16 protein-coding genes and 1 tRNA gene are annotated in these 16,050 nt (G+C 66.2%); 9 read left to right on the top strand and 8 right to left on the bottom strand.

Going from position 1 to position 16,050, the window contains the following annotated elements:
* The first annotated feature begins 125 nt into the window (after positions 1-125).
* The 3 genes from AC1DIO_RS23345 (at position 126) to AC1DIO_RS23355 (ending at position 3,229) form a co-directional block, all read left to right on the top strand.
* Positions 126-1,091 (top strand): Bug family tripartite tricarboxylate transporter substrate binding protein, encoded by a 966-nt coding sequence (locus AC1DIO_RS23345; RefSeq protein ID WP_476854141.1) that lies wholly within the window; start codon positions 126-128, stop codon positions 1,089-1,091.
* Positions 1,092-1,240: 149 nt separating this feature from the next.
* Entirely contained in the window at positions 1,241-1,717 is a 477-nt protein-coding gene (locus AC1DIO_RS23350) for a tripartite tricarboxylate transporter TctB family protein (RefSeq protein ID WP_113512879.1), read from the top strand.
* Positions 1,718-1,729: 12 nt separating this feature from the next.
* The gene (locus tag AC1DIO_RS23355; RefSeq protein ID WP_441506561.1) at positions 1,730-3,229 is read left to right on the top strand and encodes a tripartite tricarboxylate transporter permease; all 1,500 of its coding nucleotides are present in this window, start codon (positions 1,730-1,732) and stop codon (positions 3,227-3,229) included.
* Positions 3,230-3,494: 265 nt separating this feature from the next.
* Here AC1DIO_RS23355 and AC1DIO_RS23360 read toward each other — a convergent pair whose 3' ends face one another.
* The 4 genes from AC1DIO_RS23360 to AC1DIO_RS23375 form a co-directional block, all read right to left on the bottom strand.
* On the bottom strand, positions 3,495-4,019 hold the full coding sequence (locus tag AC1DIO_RS23360; RefSeq protein WP_441489223.1) for a DUF2059 domain-containing protein: 525 nt from the start codon (positions 4,017-4,019) through the stop codon (positions 3,495-3,497).
* A gap of 185 nt (positions 4,020-4,204) precedes the next feature.
* Positions 4,205-4,906, bottom strand: coding sequence for a ribose-5-phosphate isomerase RpiA (gene rpiA / locus AC1DIO_RS23365; RefSeq protein ID WP_441489222.1), 702 nt, complete (start codon positions 4,904-4,906; stop codon positions 4,205-4,207).
* A 17-nt stretch (positions 4,907-4,923) separates the two neighbouring features.
* Positions 4,924-6,375: an NAD-dependent succinate-semialdehyde dehydrogenase gene (locus tag AC1DIO_RS23370; protein ID WP_476854142.1), complete on the bottom strand. Its 1,452-nt coding sequence runs from the start codon at positions 6,373-6,375 to the stop codon at positions 4,924-4,926.
* Positions 6,376-6,483: 108 nt separating this feature from the next.
* Positions 6,484-6,888 (bottom strand): hypothetical protein, encoded by a 405-nt coding sequence (locus AC1DIO_RS23375; protein ID WP_441506564.1) that lies wholly within the window; start codon positions 6,886-6,888, stop codon positions 6,484-6,486.
* Between the two features lie 131 nt (positions 6,889-7,019).
* On the opposite strand from AC1DIO_RS23375, the gene AC1DIO_RS23380 reads away from it, so the two are divergent.
* On the top strand, positions 7,020-7,721 hold the full coding sequence (locus tag AC1DIO_RS23380) for an HAD family hydrolase (RefSeq protein ID WP_476854143.1): 702 nt from the start codon (positions 7,020-7,022) through the stop codon (positions 7,719-7,721).
* Positions 7,722-7,886: 165 nt separating this feature from the next.
* Here AC1DIO_RS23380 and AC1DIO_RS23385 read toward each other — a convergent pair.
* Positions 7,887-7,961: transfer RNA gene (locus AC1DIO_RS23385), tRNA-Val, on the bottom strand.
* A gap of 351 nt (positions 7,962-8,312) precedes the next feature.
* On the opposite strand from AC1DIO_RS23385, the gene AC1DIO_RS23390 reads away from it, so the two are divergent.
* Positions 8,313-8,618, top strand: a complete 306-nt coding sequence (locus tag AC1DIO_RS23390; protein ID WP_113514830.1) for a hypothetical protein — start codon at positions 8,313-8,315, stop codon at positions 8,616-8,618.
* Positions 8,619-8,819: 201 nt separating this feature from the next.
* Here the strand turns inward: AC1DIO_RS23390 and AC1DIO_RS23395 are convergent, their stop codons facing one another.
* Positions 8,820-9,158, bottom strand: a complete 339-nt coding sequence (locus tag AC1DIO_RS23395; RefSeq protein WP_476831997.1) for a hypothetical protein — start codon at positions 9,156-9,158, stop codon at positions 8,820-8,822.
* Positions 9,159-9,553: 395 nt separating this feature from the next.
* Positions 9,554-9,754, bottom strand: a complete 201-nt coding sequence (locus tag AC1DIO_RS23400; protein WP_441489215.1) for a hypothetical protein — start codon at positions 9,752-9,754, stop codon at positions 9,554-9,556.
* A gap of 116 nt (positions 9,755-9,870) precedes the next feature.
* Between AC1DIO_RS23400 and AC1DIO_RS23405 the strand changes: the two genes are divergently transcribed.
* Together AC1DIO_RS23405 and AC1DIO_RS23410 are read left to right on the top strand one after the other, a co-directional pair.
* On the top strand, positions 9,871-10,866 hold the full coding sequence (locus AC1DIO_RS23405; RefSeq protein ID WP_476854144.1) for a lytic transglycosylase domain-containing protein: 996 nt from the start codon (positions 9,871-9,873) through the stop codon (positions 10,864-10,866).
* Between the two features lie 172 nt (positions 10,867-11,038).
* A complete protein-coding gene (locus AC1DIO_RS23410; protein WP_113514822.1) occupies positions 11,039-11,620 on the top strand; it encodes a L,D-transpeptidase in 582 nt (193 codons plus the stop codon).
* A gap of 93 nt (positions 11,621-11,713) precedes the next feature.
* On the opposite strand, the gene AC1DIO_RS23415 is transcribed toward AC1DIO_RS23410, so the two are convergent.
* Positions 11,714-12,082, bottom strand: a complete 369-nt coding sequence (locus tag AC1DIO_RS23415; protein ID WP_476854145.1) for a gamma-butyrobetaine hydroxylase family protein — start codon at positions 12,080-12,082, stop codon at positions 11,714-11,716.
* Positions 12,083-12,256: 174 nt separating this feature from the next.
* Here AC1DIO_RS23415 and moaA point away from each other — a divergent pair, with 174 nt between their 5' ends.
* Entirely contained in the window at positions 12,257-13,258 is a 1,002-nt protein-coding gene (gene moaA, locus AC1DIO_RS23420; protein ID WP_476854147.1) for a GTP 3',8-cyclase MoaA, read from the top strand.
* A 261-nt stretch (positions 13,259-13,519) separates the two neighbouring features.
* Positions 13,520-16,050, top strand: a 2,531-nt coding sequence (locus AC1DIO_RS23425; protein WP_476854146.1) for an autotransporter outer membrane beta-barrel domain-containing protein, incomplete at its 3' end; no start/stop codon positions are given.

The following is a 16,050-nucleotide window of genomic DNA, read 5'->3' on the forward strand; positions in this document are numbered from 1 at the left end:
TGATGCGCAAAAGACCTTGACTTGAGATTATGCAATCAGGCGCAATTGACCGGCGGAGCGTCAAAGTGTCACTCGCGGAGCGCTGACACCAAAACAGTGCGGGAATCCGCAAGCGGAGGAACAACATGCTCAAATCCATTCTGTCGCGCGGAGCCGTGACGGCTCTGGCGCTCGCTGGCCTGACGACTGCCGCATTTGCGCAGCTCGAGCTCAAGATCATGGCTCCGGCCGCGCCGGGTGGTGGCTGGGACGGAACCGCCCGCTCGATGCAGCAGGCGCTGACCGCGTCCGGCATCGCCAAGAGCGTGCAGGTCAACAACGTCAACGGCGCGGGCGGCACCATCGGCCTTGCGCAGTTCGTGAACGGCGCCAAGGGCGACGGCTCGCAGCTGATGGTCAACGGCTTCGTCATGGTCGGCGCCATCCTCCTGAACAAGTCGCCGGTCAATCTCAGCCAGGTGACGCCGATCGCACGCCTGACCGCCGAGGCTCAGGTCATCGTCGTTCYCGCGGATTCGCCGATCAAGACCGCCAAGGACCTCGCTGACCGCGTCAAGGCCGACCCGGCCAAGGTGACCTGGGCTGGCGGCTCGGCCGGCGGCGTCGACCACATCATGGCTGCCCTCTTCGCCGGCGCTGTCGGCGGCGATGCCACCAAGATCAACTACATCCCCTTCTCCGGCGGTGGCGAGGCCCTGGCCGCGCTGCTCGGCGGGCGCGTCACGGCCGGCATCTCGGGCTATGGCGAGTTCGAGGGTCAGATCAAGGCTGGCAAGCTGCGCGTCGTCGGCGTGAGCTCCGGCGCCCGCCTCCCCAACGCCCCCGATGCCCCGACCCTGAAGGAGGGCGGCGTCAATCTCGAGGTGCTGAACTGGCGTTCGGTCGTCGCCCCTCCCGGCATCACCGCCGAGCAGCGCAAGGTGCTGGCCGATGCCATGGAGAAGATGGCCAAGTCGAAGGAATGGGCCGAGATCCTCAAGGCTCGCGGCTGGGATGACGCCTATCTCGGCGGCGCCGAGTTCGAAGCCTTCCTGAAGGCCGAAGATGCCCGCGTCGGCAAGGTCCTCCGCGACGTCGGCCTTGTGAAGTAACGCCACAGGCGACTGACGAACATAGGCATGGGCGGGCGGTGCCATCACCGCCCGCCCATTCTCTCCTGCCAGTTATCTCTGGCAGTCGCCGCTTTGCCATCAGCTGGGCGCACCGGTTCTGGTCCGCATCAAACCAGGTAAGGAACGACATGGCCTCCACCTCCTCGGCCAAGGGCGCCGACATCCCCGCCCTCGTCGTCGCAGCTCTGCTGCTGATCGCGGCGGCTCTCGTCGCCTATGACGCGAAATCGCAGACGATCGTCTCGACTTATGGCGTCGGCCCGACGGCGATGCCCTACGTGGTCAGCGCCGTCCTTGGCGTGCTGGGCCTGTGCCATCTCGTCGTCGCGTTCCGGGAGGGCCTGCCCAAGCCCGAGGCGGTCGACAGCACCGCGGTGCTCTGGCTGACGGGCGGATTGATCGGCCTGATCGCCTGCATCGGGCTCGGCGGCGGCTTCATCATTGCGACGGCCATCGTCTTCTCCGCGACCGCGCGCTCCTTCGGCCGTCAGGCACTGGCCGTCGATTTCGGCATCGGCCTCGTGCTCGGGCTTGCCATCTTCCTGATGTTCTCCAAGCTGCTGCAGCTGACGCTGCCGTCCGGTCCGCTTGAAAAGCTGTTCTGAGGAGCCGGGACAATGGACACATTCAACGCACTGATGCACGGCTTCGCCGTCGCGATCGAGCCGTCGAAACTGCTCTTCGCGCTGGTCGGCGTCTTCCTCGGCACTGCAGTCGGCGTCCTGCCGGGCATCGGCCCGGCGCTGACGGTGGCACTGCTCCTGCCGGTGACCTTCAAGCTCGATCCCGCCGGCTCGCTGATCATGTTCGCCGGCATCTATTACGGCGGCATGTATGGCGGTTCGACCACTGCGATCCTGATTAACGCGCCAGGAGAGAGTGCCTCTCTCGCAACCGCGCTCGAAGGTTCCAAGATGGCCAAGGCCGGCCGCGGCGGCCCGGCACTGGCAACCTCCGCGATCGGCTCCTTCGTCGCCGGCACCATCGCGACGCTGGGCCTCGCCTTCCTCGCGCCGTGGCTGGTGGAGGTCGCGGTCAAGTTCGGGCCGTGGGACTATTTCGCGCTGATGATCCTCGCCTTCGTCACGGTATCGGCGACCTTCGGCGATTCACCTCTGCGCGGGATCACCAGCCTCGCCATCGGCGTCACGCTCGGCCTGATCGGCATCGACCGCCTGACCGGACAGGCGCGCCTGACCTTCGGCGTGCCGGAACTGCTCGACGGCGTCGAGGTGACGACGCTGGCCGTCGGCCTGTTTGCGGTCGGCGAGGCGCTCTATGTCGCTTCCAAGCGCTTCCGGGACCCGGAGGAGATCGTCCCGATCAAGGGCTCGCTCTGGATGACCAAGGAGGACTGGAAGCGCTCGTGGGCGCCATGGCTGCGCGGGACCGCCTTCGGCTTCCCGATCGGCGCGCTGCCCGCTGGCGGCGCAGAGGTGCCGACCTTCCTGTCCTATTCGACCGAGAAGAAGCTCTGCAAATATCCCGGCGAGTTCGGCAAGGGCGCGATTGAAGGCGTCGCCGGCCCGGAAGCCGCCAACAATGCCTCGGCGGCGGGCACGCTGGTGCCGCTGCTGACGCTCGGCCTGCCGACCTCGGCGACGGCCGCGATCATGCTGGCTGGCTTCCAGCAATACGGGCTCAACCCTGGCCCGCTGCTCTTCGCCGAACGCCCCGATCTCGTCTGGGGCCTGATCGCCTCGCTCTTCATCGCCAACACGATGCTGGTGATCATCAACCTGCCGCTGATCGGGCTCTGGGTCAGGCTTCTGGCGATCCCCCAGCCCTGGCTCTATGCCGGCATCCTGGTCTTCGCGGCGATGGGCACGCTCGCGGTCAAGGCCTCGGTGGTCGAACTCTCGATGCTCTTCGTCTTCGGCTTCCTCGGCTTTCTGATGCGCCGCTACGACTATCCGGTCGCTCCGATGGTGGTCGGGCTCATCCTCGGCCCGATGGCGGAGGCGCAGTTGCGCCGCGCGCTCCAGATCAGCCTCGGCGACCCGATGATCCTGCTCGAGAACCCTGGCTCCGCGATCCTGCTCGGCCTGGCCTTCATCGGGCTCGTCGCGCCCTTCGTGATGAGCGGGCTGAACAGGTTCAAGGCTTCCGAAGACTAAGATATCGGCCCGGAAGCGGATTGCAGTTTTCGGGCCGATGCAATCACTGAAGCTCAGACATCGGACCGGATGCGACTATCCAGCCCGATGGTCTGAGCGACCCGCCCTGGTCATATGTCCCGCCGGGGCGCCTCAGTTGCTGCCCGTGCAAGGGATGATCGAGCCGGATGCGGGCCGCGCGGTGAACCGCCCCCCGTCTCGAAAACCAAGAAGGCCGCCGGTTCATCACCGGCGGCCTTCTCTTTGGACGGCTTGTGTCGGCTGCTCAGAGCTGGTGGCCGCGCTTGCGCATTTCCTGGCTGAACCGATCGAACAGGAAGTTGCTGGTCTGCAGGGTCCATGGCTGCAGCACGACGAAGATCTCGTCGATCGCCTGCGGACGGAAGGCGTTGTAGCGCTGCCCGACCGGCGACTTGAAGAAGGCGGCGACCTCCTTGAGGTCGGACTCGGTCATCTTCTTCGCGAAGATCTCGCCTGCCGCGGTGATCATCTCCGCGATCTTCTGATCGGATTCCGGCTTCAGCGTATCGATCACCTCATTCAGATCCTTCTGGATCTCGGGACGGGTGGTGCCGACGATCTGGCGGACGCGATCGCGGAACTCGCCGTAAATCGACTCGAAGGACTGTGCGATGCCCGAGGAGATCACGACATCGCGGCCAGCCTGGAGCTGCGAAGCCGTMACCGTGGAGGCCGGAGCCGGGGTCGCAGCCGGAGCCTGGGCCTGCGCAGGCACGGCGAATACAAGCGCCAGACCGACGGCCACGCCGGCGAGGTGGTGACGGAACATTGCGTTGGGCCCCTTCATTATCAGGCTGACTCACACAGCCCGGGCATGACCCTCGCCCGCCCTTCGGCAAGCGAGCCGGTCCACCCGGCGGTTTCGGTATCGCCGCGATCGGCGTGGTGACGTATCCGTCCGGTTCCGGGCGGCGTGGTGCGCGTCTCCTTAGCGCGGATTGCGCCGGAATGGAATCATTCGATCGTGCCGAGAATCTTCAGGCCCGAGCTGCTGGCGAGGATGGCGCAGGAGGCAATGCCGAGGAAGAGCCCGTGCTCGACCACGCCCGGAACGGCGTTCAAGGCGGCGGCGAGCGCCTCGGGCTGTTCGATGCGCCCGAGATGCGCATCAAGGATGAAATGGCCGCCATCGGTGACCAGCGTCGAGCCGTCCGGGCGCAGCCGCAGCTTGATCTCGCCTGCCGCCCCCGATGCCGCGATCGCGGACGCCACGGCGCGACGCGTCGCCTCAAGCCCGAAAGGCACGACCTCGATCGGCAGCGGGAAACGCCCGAGGGTCTCGACCAGCTTGGTGTCATCGGCGATGACGACCATGCGCTTCGAGGCCACCGCGACGATCTTCTCGCGCAGATGGGCTGCTCCGCCACCCTTGATCAGGCGAAGCTGCGGATCGACCTCGTCTGCGCCATCGACCGTCAGGTCGAGCTCCGGCGTCTGATCGAGCGTCGACATCGGGATGGCCAGCGCCATGGCCTGGGCCTGCGTCGCTTCGGAGGTCGCGACGCAGAGCACATCCAGCCCCGCCGCAACGCGAGCGCCGAGCAGGTCGACGAAATGCTTCGCCGTCGAGCCCGTGCCGAGGCCGAGCCTCATGCCTGGGCGAACCAGTTCGAGCGCGCGCGCTGCCGCCTGCTTCTTGAGGTCGTCGGGGCTCATCAGCTTGTCCTGACCTGTCACGCGCCCAGCCCGCCGAGGAGCATGTACTTGATCTCGACGAACTCATCCATGCCGTGGAGGGAGCCCTCGCGGCCGAGGCCGGATTCCTTGACCCCGCCGAAGGGCGCGACCTCGGTGCCGAGGATGGCGGAGTTGATGCCGACCATGCCGTATTCGAGCTCCTCGGCGACGCGGAAGGCGCGACCGAGATCCCGGGTGTAGAAATAGGCGGCGAGCCCGAAGGGCGTGTCATTGGCCATGCCCACGACCTCGTCCTCGCTGGTGAAGCGATAGACCGGAGCGAGCGGGCCAAAGGTTTCCTCGCGCGTCACCAGCATCTTCGTGGTGACGCCGGCAAGCACGGTTGGCTCGAAGAAGGTGCGACCGAGCGCATGGCGCTTGCCGCCGACCACGACCTTCGCCCCATTGGCGACGGCATCGGCGACATGACGCTCGACCTTCTCGACCGCGCGCTCATTGATCAGCGGCCCCTGCACGACACCGATTTCGGCACCGTTGCCGACCTTCATCTTTGCGACCTCGCCGGCGAATTTCGCGACGAAATCGTCATGGATGCCGTCCTGCACGAAGAGCCGGTTGGTGCAGACGCAGGTCTGACCCATGTTGCGGTACTTGGCGATGATCGCGCCCTGCACGGCAGCGTCGAGATCGGCATCGTCAAAGACGATGAAGGGCGCATTGCCGCCGAGCTCGAGGCCAACCTTCTTCACCGTCGAGGCGGCCTGCTGCATCAGGAGCTTGCCGACCGGCGTCGAGCCGGTGAAGCCGATGAAGCGCACGGCCGGGTGCGAGGTCATCACGCCGCCGATGGCCTGCGCATCGCCGGTGACGAGATTGATGACGCCCTTGGGGAAACCGGCCCGCTCGGCCAGTTCGACCAGAGCCAGTGCCGTCAGCGGCGTATCCGGGGCCGGCTTGACCACGAAGGTACAGCCGGCGGCGAGACCGGGAGCGCATTTGCGGGTGATCATCGCGGCCGGAAAATTCCAGGGCGTGATCGCAGCGCAGACGCCGACCGGCTGCTTCTGGACGATGATGCGCGAATTCGGGAAGGGCGAGGGAATCGTCTCGCCATAGATGCGCTTGGCCTCTTCGGCGTAGAACTCGACGAAGGAGGCGGCATAGGCGACCTCGCCGCGCGCTTCGCTCAGCGGCTTGCCCTGCTCGGCGGTCATGATCTGCGCCAGGTCCTCCTGGTTCGCCATGATCAGGTCGAACCATTTGCGCAGGATCACCGAGCGCTCCTTGGCGCTCTTCTTCGCCCAGGGCTTGAAGGCCCGCGAGGCGGCTTCGACCGCAGCGGTGGTCTCATCGGCGCCGAAGCGCGGCACCTTGGCCAGCAGCTCGCCGGTTGCGGGATTGTCGACCGCATCGACGTCCGCGCCGATCCAGGCGCCATCGACATAGCACTGCGATTTCAGGAGCGACGGATCATTCAGCTTCAGCATGGCGGGCCTCGACGCGATTGCGGACATGCCCGGGCCTCTAGCACGAGCGATCGCGTCGCGCCGATTCAAAATGCCGCATGCTGCAGGTGCTCGAAGCGCAGGACGGGGCTATTTCGTCTGCGGTGTACAGACCACCTTGTCGTCGAAGACGTAGCAGATGCTCATCTCGCCGGTGCGAACATTGACGCGGAAGATGCCACCTTCACGCTCGTGGCGCGACGGCATCAGCAGGTAGTCGCTCGGCGCCTGCGGGCCGGCCCCCTCCCCCGCCGGGAAGCAGACAGTGACGCCGACGCCGCCTTCCTTGAGCTGGAACTGGCAGGCGCCGACCTCGCCGGTGGCGCGATCGACCCTGTAGACACGGTTGAGATCCGTCTGCGGCGCAGGCGCAAACTCGAAGGGCGCGGCCTGAGCGGAGACATGCGGCACGATGCAGGTGCCGAGCGCCAGCAGCGCCCTGAGCACCGACCGGCGGAAGCCGGCGTTTTCAAGATATTCAGACACCACTGCCATCCTTCACGCGAATCAAGGCAAAGATAGCATTGTTGCTGCCTGCCAAGATGACGATCCGGCGCGGCTCGCTTGCCAAACCGGACCAGACCGCCTTTAGAGGCCCAAAGCACCTGCGCACCGGAACCCCGCCCATGAGCTTGCTCCCCATCGTCGTCTTCGATCTCGACGGCACCCTCGCCGAGACCGCKCCCGATATCATGCGCACGCTCAACGTCATTCTCGAGCAGGAAAAGCTCTCGCCCCTGCCGTTGGAACGCGCGCGTKAACTCGTCGGCGCCGGCGCCCGCGCCCTGATCGAACGTGGTTTTCGCGTCTCCGGACGGCCGCTCGACGAAGAGACGCTGGAGCGGCTGTTCCAGGACTTCCTGGGAATCTACGCCGAGGACGTCGCCTCGAACAGCTATCTCTACGAGGGCGTCGTTGCTGCCATGCAGGCCTTGGCGGAGGACGGTTATGCGCTCGCCGTCTGCACCAACAAGCCGATCCTGCACACGCGCCTGATCCTCGAGCATTTTGGCATCAGCGGGCATTTTGCGGCTGTGGCCGGGCGCGACAGCTTCGCCTTCCACAAGCCCGACCCCCGCCACCTGACGCTGACGATCGAAGCCGCCGGCGGTGACCCTAGGCGCGCGGTGATGATCGGCGATTCACGCACGGATATCACCACCGCGCGTGCCGCCGGTATCCCCTCGATCTGCGTTCCCTTCGGCTATACCGATGTCCCGATCGAGGAGCTGGAGCCCGATCTCGTGATCCAGCATTTCGACGAGTTGCACGGCGCCGTGCGGCAGATACTGGAGCCGGCGCCCGCGCTTTGCGCATCGGCGAAATAGCGATCGGCGGGGCTTTGATCGGCTCCGCTGCTKACCGATCAGGTCGGGTGACGCGGCCCGTCGTTGAGGCAAGCAGCGCGATATCTGCGTCACAACTGGATAGCCATGCTGATGCACGCAAAGCGCGCTTTGCACAGATCTCGACAGCGATATGAAGAGGAAAAATGGTGGGCGGCACAGGGATCGAACCTGTGACCMCTCCCGTGTGAAGGGAGTGCTCTACCGCTGAGCTAGCCGCCCGGACCGGCGCTTCTCCTAGTCGCGGACACATGCGCCGTCAAGGCGCAGTTCCGCCAAGCCCGCACGCAGCCGGGGAAATCTCAGCACCGACCCAGCCGCAGTGCTGTAGGAGGCCCTCCCCGCCTCCATCAGGCGGCAACGCCACACAATGCGACATTGCGGCGAATCCCGACAGCTGACTTCGCTGGCGCGGACCGCCAGGCCGCAGAGCACGCGCGTCACCTGCCGCTCACGCCGCGCATATCCGTTGCCCATGGGGAAAGCGCGCCTTTGGCCCTGGAGGGAACAGAGCGGGTCACGTTCCGTTCATCCGCAGCGAGCTATTCACGCCTCGAATCGGAGGACCCATCGATGCTGCTCAGAAAACTGATCCTCACGTCGGCAGTGGTCTCGGCGCTGATCCCGGCGGCAGCGGCGCACGCACAGTATTATGACCCCTATGACCGCCCGCCGCCGCGCTACGGCTATGATCGGGGCTGGGACTACGACCGGCCACCGCCGCCGCGCTACGGCTATGAGCGCCCCTATCGCCAGCCGCGCTATGGCGACATGTGCGTCACCTCCCGCGGCTCCTGCGAAGCGCCGCCATCGCCAAGAGGCGCCCCTTGCCGCTGTTATTTCGACGGTTTCGGCCCCAAGCGCGGCGCCATTCAGTAGAAATCTCGGCGAGATCGCGAGCAAGCCCTGGCTCGCGATCTCGTCAGGTCCGATTGTGTCAGAGCGCGGGCCTTCGGCCCCGGATCACTTGAAACCGATGAGGATGCCGTCTGCCCCCAGCGCAAGCTGCAGACCCTGGCGGCGTGTGTTCAGCTTCATCGTGACGCCATTGCTGTTGCGGAGCCAGACGCTGCCCTTGCCCTACGCTCCCAGCGCCCAACCCTCGCGCAACTGGACATAAGCCCCCGTGAAATCCTGCAAGCGGTGAAGGCCGTAGACCGTCCCGGACGCCGTCATCCGTGAGGCGCCGAAGCCGCCGAAGCCCACACCGCCGACCGTGATGCCGTAGGAACGGCCGCCGAACTTCAGCGTTCCGCCGCCGACCTCGCCGGAGCCGATGAAGGCAACCTGGACCTGCTGGATGCGGACCGAGCCTGTCGGCGCACCGAGCGTCCGCTGCTGGGCTGCGGCGGGGGCGGCGCCCGAGGCGATGGCAAGGAAAACTGCGGCAAGGACAGGCAGAGGCGACCCGATCGGCATTGAGCGAACTCCTTCGCTGGACTGGTTTGCTCAGACTGTCGGAGTGTGTCCACGATGCCGGATCGTGTCCATTGCGCCGGCTTCGCGGTCAGGGGGAATCCCCTGCAGGGGCGCGCTTGAACATGGTCCCGATATCCCGCACCGCGTCGGCATAGCGGATGACATTTCCCTGGTTCTCGAAGGAGAGCGACCGGTAAAGAGCGCTTGCTCCTCAGCGGAAACCTGCATCAGACGACCGCCCTCGCGCGCCTTTGCGGCACCATCCACTGGCCCCTTGCGCGGCTCGGACACAGGAATTCCCTATGGCGGTTGCAGATGAAGCAACTACGCGCGAACACCCGATTGGTTTCAGCCTCGCCCCGGCGCGGCAGCAGACGCGCCCCTCGAACACCTGATCATGCCCGGTCGCGGGGCCGACGGTTCCGGCGCCAGATGGCCAATGTCGGCCAGAAGGCCGCGAGCGCCACGAAGACCGTCAGCAGGAGAAGCGCGACCACCATCTGAACAAAGTCGAAATTGGGAGCGCTGGGAGCAACGAACCAAGCGGCGACGATCCCGGCCAAAGCCAGCAATGCCTGAATGATCCAGTTGAACATCGTTAGGCCCTTCCGCAGACTTGTCCGGTCAAACACAGGTTCCGGACCCGAGACGGATTGTGACCGAGACGGGCGGGATGTGTCGAGCAATCAGTGCGCCCATGCGATACAGAGCCATGCCGATCCGCCCAACCCCTCAAACTGTGATCGCAGACGCCTTTGAGGCCGCGGCCGACATCCTGCCGCGCCTGTTGCGGCGGCTCGGCGGGGCGGCAACGGCCTGTCCGCGGCGGCGTCACCGGCATCTGGCGTCGACGGCATGCCTCGCAGGCGCGCTGCTCGCGTGTCCGGCCTTGGCAGCGCCGGAGGAGCCAGCTTCCTCCGGAATCGAGCAGGCCCTCTGCCGGCTGATCGACGAAGCGGCGCGGGGCCAGGGGGTTCCGGCCGCGTTCCTCACCCGGCTGATCTTTCAGGAATCGAGCTTTCGCCCGGGCGTCACCAGCCCGGCGGGAGCCCAGGGCGTGGCGCAGTTCATGCCGGGCACGGCGCGCGAGCGCGGTCTGCTCGACCCGTTCGACCCGGAGCAGGCCGTGCCGAAGGCTGCCCATTTCCTGGCGGAGCTGCGCCAGCGCTTCGGCAATTGGGGACTCGCCGCCGCCGCCTATAACGGCGGCCCGAACCGGGTCGCATCCTGGCTGGCCGGTCGCGGCGGCCTGCCATTCGAGACTGAGAATTATGTGCTCTCGATCACTGGCGTCGCCGCCGAGACCTGGGCCGAGGATGCGCGCGCGGCCGTGAACGGCGACGGGCGCGACCGCCCTGCCCGGCGCGCAACGCAAGACGAAACCTCGTTCTGCGCAACGACGGTCGTGGCGATCCGCGCCGGCAGCAAACCGCTCGAGCTGCGGGAGGCGCCCTTCGCGCCATGGGGCGTGCAATTGGCCGGAAACTTCTCGAAGGCACGGGCGCTGGCGTCGTTCCAGCGGGCGAGCGAGAAGCACCGGACGATCATTGCCGAGCTGCAACCGATGATCATCGGCACGCGGCTGCGCAGTCGCGGGACGCGGGCCTTCTATCGGGTGCGGCTCCCGGCCGCCACACGAACCGAGGCAACCGCGCTGTGCCGTCGCATCCAGGCGCAGAACGGGGCCTGYGTCGTGCTCAAGAGCTGAGCGGCCAAGTTTATGTTGYAGGTGCGCAACGCGGCGGTCGAAAGCCCGTGCCTCGCGTCGATGTGATGCCACAATGATTGCACGCCAAACGTGAGTCTGACAGGAGATTGAGGAGATGTTGACTTTTTCCGGTCAACTTCATGTCCGCGCGAATCCACGCCCTGAGGTCCAGATGAACCGCTCTTTCCGAATGGCCATGTTCGCAGGCTTGGGCCTGATGGCTGCCGCGTCGACTGCCAATGCCTATGAGATCGATCCGCTGACGCGCCAGCCATTGATGCAGAACCCTGAGGCCGCCAAGGCGCAGGCTACCGCCATTCCCCGCGAGATCGTGTCCTATGACACCCGGCAGCGGCCCGGCACCATTGTGATCAACACGACCGAGCGCCGGCTCTATTTCGTGCTGCCCGAGGGCAAGGCCGTGCGCTATGGCGTCGGCGTCGGCCGCCCCGGCTTCGACTGGTCCGGCTCGCAGGCCATCACGCGCAAGGCGGAGTGGCCGACCTGGACCCCGCCGTCGCAGATGCTGAAGCGGCGCCCCGACCTGCCGCGCTTCATGCCTGGTGGCCCCGAGAACCCGATGGGCGCCCGCGCCATGTATCTCGGCTCGACCCTGTATCGCATCCATGGCTCGAACGAGCCGGAGACGATCGGCCAGGCCGTGTCGTCGGGCTGCATCCGCATGCTGAACGACGATGTGATCGACCTCTACGAGCGTACCAAGGTCGGCACCCGGGTCGTCGTCGCCCGCTGAGCGACCGTTTCCCTGGATAAGGAAGGCCGGCCTCGTGCCGGCCTTTTTGTTGTTCGAGCCGGGCGGTCCTGACCGCGCCGGTTCGGAAGCCGGTCACCTCCGCCTGACAGGCTCCCGCGACAGCCCCTTGGCGGCGAGAGCGTCGAGATAGGCCTGCGTCTTCTCCTGCGCATGCTCGCCGAGCTCGCGCAGATAGTCCCAGGCAAAGATGCCGGTATCGTGCATGTCGTCGAAGGAGAGCTTGACGGCGTAGTGGCCGACGGGGTCGACGCCGATGATCTCGACCTCGGCCTTGCCCGGCACCGTCTTCTTCTGGCTCGGGTCATGGCCCTGGACGTCGGCGGACGGGCTTTCCACCCGCAGCAGCTCGGCGGCCAGCGCGAAGCTCGCCCCGTCCTCGAAGGCAATGTGGAGGGTGCGCCGATCCTTGGAGAGGCGGATTTCGGTGGGCCAGGCTGACATCTTCGTTTTTCACCAAGGGGATGTGACGATCGCAGCTATTGACGCCGCGCACGCCAGTGCCAATGTCTGAACATGATATAGCTATGCGGCTGCCACCACGCACGTGCGAGCAGCGGATGGTGGAAACGCTGTAGAGACGAAACCAGAGTGCTGATCGACTCCCACAAGCCCGTGATGCGCCCGCCGCTGATCGATCCGTTCGGCCGGGAGATCAGCTATCTGCGCATCTCCGTGACGGATCGCTGCGATTTCCGCTGCGTCTACTGCATGTCCGAGGACATGACCTTTCTGCCCAAGCGCGATCTGCTGACGCTGGAAGAGGTCGACCGGGTTGCGACCGCCTTTGTGGCGCGCGGCAGCCGCAAATTGCGCATCACCGGCGGCGAGCCGCTGGTCCGGCGCGACATCATGAGCCTGTTCCGCTCGCTCTCGCGGCATTTGGCCAGCGGCGCGCTGGACGAGTTGACGCTGACGACCAACGGTTCGCAGCTCGAGCGCTATGCGAGCGAGCTCGCAGCCTGCGGCGTGCGGCGCATCAATGTCTCGCTCGACACGCTCGATCCGGACAAATTCCGCACGATCACGCGCTGGGGCGATCTGGGCAAAGTGCAGCGCGGCATCGAGGCAGCGCGCGAGGCCGGGCTCAGGGTCAAGATCAATGCGGTGGCCCTGAAGGGCGTCAACGAGGATGAGATCGAGGGCCTGATGCAATGGGCCCATGGCCTGGGCATGGACGTCACCTTGATCGAGGTGATGCCGCTCGGCGAGATCGAGCCCGGACGCATCGACCAGTTCCTGCCGCTCTCGATCGTCCGCGCGAGGCTGATGGACCGCTATACGCTCGACGACGATCCCTATCGCACCGGCGGACCGGCGCGCTATGTCCGGGTTCGCGAGACCGGCGGACTGCTCGGCTTCATCACGCCGATGACCCATAATTTCTGCGAGAGCTGCAACCGGGTGCGCCTGACCTGCACCGGCACTCTCTACATGTGCCTTGGCCAGGAGGACGCCGCCGATCTGCGCGCCGCCGTGCGCGCCTCCGGCGACGATGCCCTGCTCTACCGTGCCATGGACGAGGCGATCTCGCGCAAGCCGAAGGGCCATGACTTCGTCATCGATCGCAGGCATGCCCGCCCTGCCGTCGGGCGCCATATGAGCGTGACGGGGGGCTGACGGTCGGCGCGCGCCTCGCGCGGGCAACGCTGTCCGACTTGCCTCCGGCGGTGTGAACAGTTTGCCCTCTTGGGTCCGAACGGCCTCTCTCGGTGGTATCCAGAGGAGCGTCATGTGACCTTACGGCACCATCTGGGGACAGATCGCCCTATCCATCGGTTTCCCCGTGGCCTTTACGTTACGTTATCCTTAGGCTGATTTGGCTCTGGATTCGGCCGCGCCCCGCTGGGACCGAATGCCTCCGGCTATGGGATCGCGATGATGACGAGCCAAGGGCCATGGCCGATTGCGAAGCTGCGCCCGTTTCGCGGGGGGAAGCTGGTCGCCACATTGGTCACGACGACAGCCCTGGCGACCTGCCTGACGCTTCCGGGCCATGCCCAGAGCTTCGACTATTCCGGGGTCATCATCACGCCGATCAATCCTGCAACCCCGGGCATCCTCACGGGGACGATCAACATCCTGCCCGACGCGTCGGTCACGACCCAATTTGGCGGCAATCATGCCATCCAGCCTTGGGCAGCAGGCTTTGCGAACGGGGCATGGACCGTCAATGTCGACGGCTCGGTCCGGGTCCTGACTCCGAACTCGGACATCTTCGGCATCTGGCTGCGCAATGGCGGCAACGTCGCGGTCAACGCTTCCGGATCGGTGATCGGGTCGAACAAGGGCATCGTCACTGCCGGAGCAGCAGGGCACGTCGTCAATAACGGCCAGATCGGCGGCACGAGCATCGGCGTGCATATCGAGAATGGCGGCTCGGTCCAGAATAACGCGATCATTCGAGGCGGCGTGGTTTTCGCCACCTCCGCAATCTCGGGAACCTTTATCAACGCCGGCACTGTCTCAAGTGAAACACTCGACAGCTTCGGCGTCATCATGAATGCCGGCGGCACATTGAACAATAGCGGCTCGCTGAGCTTCAAGAATATCCAGGTCGGCTTCTGGTCCCGCAACAACATGACCTTCACCAATGCCGGCAGCCTCGTCGCCACCGCCGATTCAACGTACTCCCCCCAGGTTTTTGGTGCGTTGCTTCAGAACGGCACGGTCAACGCCACGAATTCAGGACGCATCGAAGGACGCGATATCGGCTTCCGGGCCTTGTCGGGGCCCAGCGCCACGCTCACGAATTCCGGCACCATCAAGGCCCATGTCCTTGATGCGGTGCGCCTCGAGTCGACGGGCGCCGCAACCTACCGGCAGAGTGCAGGCGCCGTCGAAGGCGGCCGGCATGGCGTCTACACCAATACCGCAGCCCCGAGTACCATCGAGATCCGTGGCGGCAGCGTCACTGGCGGGCTGGCCAATGCAGCCGGCATCGGAGTGACCATCGTCGGGGCGGGCAACGCCGCGGTCACCGTTTCCAACGCGACCGTTTCGGGCACCGCCGCGGCGATCAAGGGCGGCACCGGCGCGTTCGATCTCCGGCTCAATGCAGGCAGCACGATCAATGGCACGGTCCTGCTCGGCAGCGGCCCCAGCACGCTGACGATGCAAACCGGAGCGCTCGTTCGAGGCGACATCGATGCCGGCGCCGGGGGCGAGATGCTTACGCTGACGGGAGCGGGAAGCGGGAGCTTCGACGGTGCCTTCAGGAACTTCAGGAATGCCAAGGTCGATGGCGGGACCTGGACGCTGTCCGGCAATTCGACATTTCGCGACGGCTTGGCGATCAACGGCGGAACACTCGTCGGGAACGGCGCCATCACCTCGACCGGGAGCGTGACCGTTGCGGCCGGTGCGCGGCTCGGCGGGTCCGGTCAGTTGCCCTCGACGGTGGTGAACGGCACGCTGGCGCCGGGCAATTCGCCGGGAACGTTGACGGTCAACGGCACCCTGACCATGGGCGCGGGCTCGGTCTATGAGGCCGAGATCCAGGGTACGGCCTCGGACCGGGTCAATGTCACGGGCAAGGCCAACCTCGCAGGCACGCTCAGGCTGGTCTGGCTGGGCGGGCCCTATTCCTTCACGACGCCGTATACGCTGCTCTCGGCGCAGAGCGGGCTCGGCGGGACGCGTTTCGGCACGCTCGATTCGACCGCCACCTTCGGAGCCGGCATCGCCACCAGCCTGGCCTATACCGCAAACGACGTGATGCTCACCCTTGCGCCAAAGCCGCTGACCGGCTTCGTCGCATCGCCCTTGAACGCCTTTTCGGTCGCCGCCGGCCTCGACCGGGCCGTGGCGGGCGGGGCCGATCCGTCGGCGCTGTTCGGCATCTACAACCTGCCGGCCGCAGCGATTCCCGGGGCGATGAACCAGCTTTCGGGCGAGGCCCATACGGCCGCACCGGCCATGGCGGTCTCGGCCGCCGACCAGTTCCTGCGTGCGATGCTCGATCCCTTCGCGGCGGGCCGTGGCAGCGCCGGACCCGCTCCCGGCGAAGCCTCCTTCTCCGGCCTCGTCCGCAAGGGTGCCGATCTGCCGGCCCCGGCAGCGCGGCTCGGCAGCCCGGCCTATACGGTCTGGGGCGCGGCCTTCGGCTCGGTCGGTCGCACCGACGGCAGCGCGCGCATCGGCTCGGCCAAGCGCGATCTCGACGATGCCCATCTCGCCGTGGGCGCCGATTTTCGGATCATGCCCGGCACGGTCGCGGGCTTTGCGGTCTCCGGCGGCAACGCCCGCTCCTCACTCGCCGGTGGTCTCGGCAAGGCCGAGGCCGATGTCTTCCAGGCCGGCCTCTACGGCACGACCCGGCTCGGGCCGGTCAATCTTGCCGCTGCCTTCGGCTATGGCCGGCTCGAGAACGAGATCAAGCGCAGTATCCCGGTGCTCGGCAGCGCATTGTC

It is taken from the genome of Allobosea sp. 05T439 (assembly GCF_056396005.1).

Excerpts from the sequence above, each read along its gene's own strand:
- AC1DIO_RS23350 (WP_113512879.1), top strand. The coding sequence starts at position 1,241 with ATGGCCTCCACCTCCTCGGCCAAGGGCGCCGACATCCCCGCCCTCGTC.
- AC1DIO_RS23355 (WP_441506561.1), top strand. The coding sequence starts at position 1,730 with ATGGACACATTCAACGCACTGATGCACGGCTTCGCCGTCGCGATCGAG.
- rpiA (WP_441489222.1), bottom strand. The coding sequence starts at position 4,906 with ATGAGCCCCGACGACCTCAAGAAGCAGGCGGCAGCGCGCGCGCTCGAA.
- AC1DIO_RS23370 (WP_476854142.1), bottom strand. The coding sequence starts at position 6,375 with ATGCTGAAGCTGAATGATCCGTCGCTCCTGAAATCGCAGTGCTATGTC.
- AC1DIO_RS23375 (WP_441506564.1), bottom strand. The coding sequence starts at position 6,888 with ATGGCAGTGGTGTCTGAATATCTTGAAAACGCCGGCTTCCGCCGGTCG.
- AC1DIO_RS23390 (WP_113514830.1), top strand. The coding sequence starts at position 8,313 with ATGCTGCTCAGAAAACTGATCCTCACGTCGGCAGTGGTCTCGGCGCTG.
- AC1DIO_RS23395 (WP_476831997.1), bottom strand. The coding sequence starts at position 9,158 with ATGCCGATCGGGTCGCCTCTGCCTGTCCTTGCCGCAGTTTTCCTTGCC.
- AC1DIO_RS23400 (WP_441489215.1), bottom strand. The coding sequence starts at position 9,754 with ATGTTCAACTGGATCATTCAGGCATTGCTGGCTTTGGCCGGGATCGTC.
- AC1DIO_RS23410 (WP_113514822.1), top strand. The coding sequence starts at position 11,039 with ATGAACCGCTCTTTCCGAATGGCCATGTTCGCAGGCTTGGGCCTGATG.
- AC1DIO_RS23415 (WP_476854145.1), bottom strand. The coding sequence starts at position 12,082 with ATGTCAGCCTGGCCCACCGAAATCCGCCTCTCCAAGGATCGGCGCACC.
- moaA (WP_476854147.1), top strand. The coding sequence starts at position 12,257 with ATGCGCCCGCCGCTGATCGATCCGTTCGGCCGGGAGATCAGCTATCTG.